Raw genomic sequence first — 3646 nt, 5'->3', positions numbered from 1 at the left:
CGATTGGCTGAGTGTCTGTTCAAAAGATGCACCGGTAAGTAGCCATGCTTTTATCAATTCCACCTCAGCTTCTACGGGTTGCCTTTTCTCCTTTGGTGGCATATGGTCTTCATGGTCCAAGGGCAGCATCATCCTTGTGATAAGCTCACTTTCCAATGGGTTTTTGGGACTTAGGACCTCACCGTTTTTCCCTCCATTTAATAAGGTTTCCCTCGAAGTCAGGACCAAATCTCCTTTGTTGTTTTTTTCATTATGACAGCTACGGCAGTTTTGGTTAAGGATCGGTTGAACTACCTCTTCAAAGAAAACAGCATTCTGCCAATTCTCCTCATCAAGAAATAAGGGCTCAAACTGCTCCTCCATTTTCCATCCAAAAGTTTCCTGAATTCCTTCGGGCAAAACCTCCGTCAGGTAAGTTTCTCCGTGGGTGAGATTTCCTCCCAAATGCCCGGTCAATGTCAGTGTAAGAAACAGAACTCCCGAACCAATATGGATCTTTGGGTTTGATATGGATTGATTTTTTCTGACTTGGAAATATAGAAAAAGGCAGATCAAGGCTGTCACAATACCCAAAACCAAGTGGTTCTTCACTGTATCAAAGGCATATCCTTCCTGATTGTAGAGAATAATTCCGGTGATACACGCAAAAAATGACATCAAGGTGCTTAAAAGCAAGGCAAACTGCACAGTGGGAAAAAGCAGGTTTTTGTCCTTTCTGGGATAATACATCAAGATTAGGGCAAACAAAATGAACCCAATCGGCAAATGGACTATCAAAGGGTGGAAGCGTCCAATCAGTGGGAGAATGAATAGCGGCATTGGTTTCGTTTAGGCTAAAATGTCTCTGATGATTTCACCTTCCACATCTGTCAGTCGAAAAGGCCTTCCCTGAAAATCGTATGTAAATTTTTCGTGGTCAAATCCTAAAACCTGTAAAATCGTGGCATGGACATCATGGACGGAAACTTTTCCTTCTAGGCCCGAAAACCCAAAATCATCCGTTTGGCCATAACTTGTCCCGTTTTTGATGCCTGCCCCTGCCATCCACATAGTAAACGCATCCACATGATGGTCACGGCCTTTGTATCCCATGGTTTTTCCTTCCCTGTTTTCCTGCATCGGCGTTCTTCCAAATTCACCTCCCCACACCACCAAAGTATCTTCTAATAATCCTCTTTGCTTGAGGTCGAGTAAAAGAGCAGCAATCGGTCGGTCGATTTCATTGCATTTGTTTCTTAATCCCAAATCAATCGCCGTGTCATGGTCTGTTCCATGGCTGTCCCATCCCCAATCATACAACTGAACAAAGCGAACCCCTTTCTCTACCAGTTTTCTAGCAAGCAGGCAATTGTTGGCAAAAGCTTCTTCTCCGGGTTTCGTACCATACAATTGGTGAATGTATTCAGGTTCATCGTTGATGTTCATCACATTGGGAACTTCAATCTGCATTCTATAAGCCATTTCATATTGGTTGATTCTGGCCAAAGTTTCCGGGTCGCCAAATGCTTCAAACTCGGCTTTGTTCACTTCGTTGATGGAGGAGATCAATGTCTTTTTGAGGTCACGGTTGATTCCTTTTGGGTCTTCAAGGTAGAGTACCGGATCACCTTTTGAGCGGCATTGGACTCCCTGGTAAACTGAGGGCAAAAACCCGCTTCCCCAAACGCTTTTTCCGGCATCAGGGGTTTTTCCTCCTGAAGTCAATACCACAAATCCGGGGAGATTTTGATTTTCAGTACCAAGGCCATAAGTCACCCAACTTCCCAAGCTTGGTCTTCCCAATCTCGGACTTCCTGTTTGCATGAAGAGTTGGGCAGGACCATGGTTAAATTGATCGGTATGCACAGCCTTGAGGAAGGCGACTTCATCTACCACTTTTGAAAAATGCGGTAAGTAATCAGACACCCAAGCGCCGGATTCGCCATGTTGGGCAAAGTTGGATTGGGGACCAAGGAGATTGGGCACACCACGGATAAATGCGAATTTCCTTCCTTCCAAAAGAGATTCAGGACAAGGTTGGTTGTTATATTTGACAAGTTCAGGTTTGAAATCAAAAAGCTCCAACTGCGATGGTGAACCTGCCATATGCAGGTAGATGACAGATTTTGCTTTCGCAAAAAAAGGAGGAGGCAAAGGAGAAAGAGGATTCAAATCCCTGTCGGAAAGTTGAAGTCCTTGAACTTTGGGTACGCCGGGATTTGTCTCGCAGCCAAATAGCAAGGGTGCCAAGGCCAATCCGCCCATTTTGCTGACGCAGTCCATCAGAAAATGCCGCCTTGTTTGTTTTTCAAGTTGGGTGTGGTGAAGCTCGGTCAATAAGTTTTCCAGCCTTTTCATTTCAGGATTTGGTTAGAAATTCGTCCAGGTTCAACATGGCATTGGCTACCAAAGTATAAGCTGCCAATTCCGGATTCCCTTCGACTTTTTTGTCTTGTAAAAATTCTTTCAGTTCCTCAGGTTTGGATCTGTAATTGGTCAATGCTTCTTGATACAGGTTCAACAGGCTTTTCTGTTTGGATTCTGAAATTGGCACCAACATTATTTTTTCATAGGTTTCTGCAATGACTGTTCTGGGGTCTTTATGGGTGTCTTGGGACATTTTTTCCCCAAGTTTGAAAGCGGCCTCGATATACACCGGATCATTCAAAATCGCCAATGCCTGAAGCGGAGTATTGGTCACGATCCGTTTGCTGATGCAGACTTCCCTGCTGCCGGCATCAAAACTGATAAACGAAGGATAGGGACTGGTTCTTTTCAAAAATGTATATACCGACCGTCTATATTGGTCTTCGCCTTCACTAGTCACCCATGATTCACCGTTATACACTGTCTGCCAGATTCCTTCAGGTTGGTGAGGCATGACACCTTTGCCATACATTTTGTCACTGATCAGACCCGATACTGCCAAAGCCTGATCACGGACCTGTTCGGCACTCAGTCTGAATCTAGGTCCTCTTGCATACCACCTGTTTTCAGGATCTTTTTCATGTATTTCAGGACTGATTTTGGAGCTTTGCCTGTAGGTATGGGAGTTGAGAATTTCCTTGATTAGGGATTTGAGGCTCCAATCATATTCGTACATCAGCTTCCAAGCCAAGTGATCGAGTAATTCCGGATGGGAAGGCAGATCCGATTGGGTTCCCATATCCTCCAAGGTATTGACCAATCCCCGTCCGAATATTTGTGCCCATACCCTATTGACCAAGGTCCGTGCCGTTAGCGGATTTTCTTTGTCTACCATCCAATAAGCAAGTCCCAGCCTGTTTTTTGGCCATTCGGGATTCCAATTGTTTAGGGTTTCGGGTGTTTTTGGGGAGACTTCTTCTCCGAGCAACATCCAGTTTCCCCTTTCAAAAACATTGGTTTTTCTCTTCATGAAATCAGGATTTTCGATCATGATGGGAAGAGTCAGTGGTTTTGCGGCCAACAGATTTTTCCAATCCTGCTCGATACTGAGGTATTCCGGTTTGTCTTTTCCGGGTAAAGATTTTACAAACGCAAACCATACTATCGCTGAAGTGGATTGCTGTGGTTTGGCTTTTGGGTTTACGGCACTGATGAAAAGATCGGTCTTTCCTTTGATTTCCTTAAATGGAATGGCTCTTGTGATTCTCCCTTCAGTTTTATCAATGGTAAATTGGCTGAG

The 3646-nt window shown here is 44.4% G+C and carries 3 protein-coding genes; all 3 read right to left on the bottom strand.

Annotated features, from left to right (window positions below):
* A partial coding sequence (locus tag ACZFYI_RS17270; protein ID WP_462525374.1) for a c-type cytochrome domain-containing protein occupies positions 1-819 on the bottom strand: 819 nt, incomplete at its 3' end.
* A gap of 9 nt (positions 820-828) precedes the next feature.
* The gene (locus ACZFYI_RS17265) at positions 829-2337 is read right to left on the bottom strand and encodes a DUF1501 domain-containing protein (RefSeq protein ID WP_462525373.1); all 1509 of its coding nucleotides are present in this window, start codon (positions 2335-2337) and stop codon (positions 829-831) included.
* A 1-nt stretch (position 2338) separates the two neighbouring features.
* Positions 2339-3646: DUF1553 domain-containing protein (locus ACZFYI_RS17260; RefSeq protein ID WP_462525372.1), on the bottom strand; the 1308-nt coding region annotated here is incomplete at its 5' end.

This window comes from Aquiflexum sp. (genome assembly GCF_977115555.1).
The sequence above is the reverse complement of the archived record's forward strand: the minus strand, read 5'-3'. Positions and strand labels throughout refer to the sequence as shown.

What these genes read in the sequence shown, in the direction of transcription:
- ACZFYI_RS17265 (WP_462525373.1), bottom strand. Translation starts at nt 2,337, where the DNA reads ATGAAAAGGCTGGAAAACTTATTGACCGAGCTTCACCACACCCAACTT.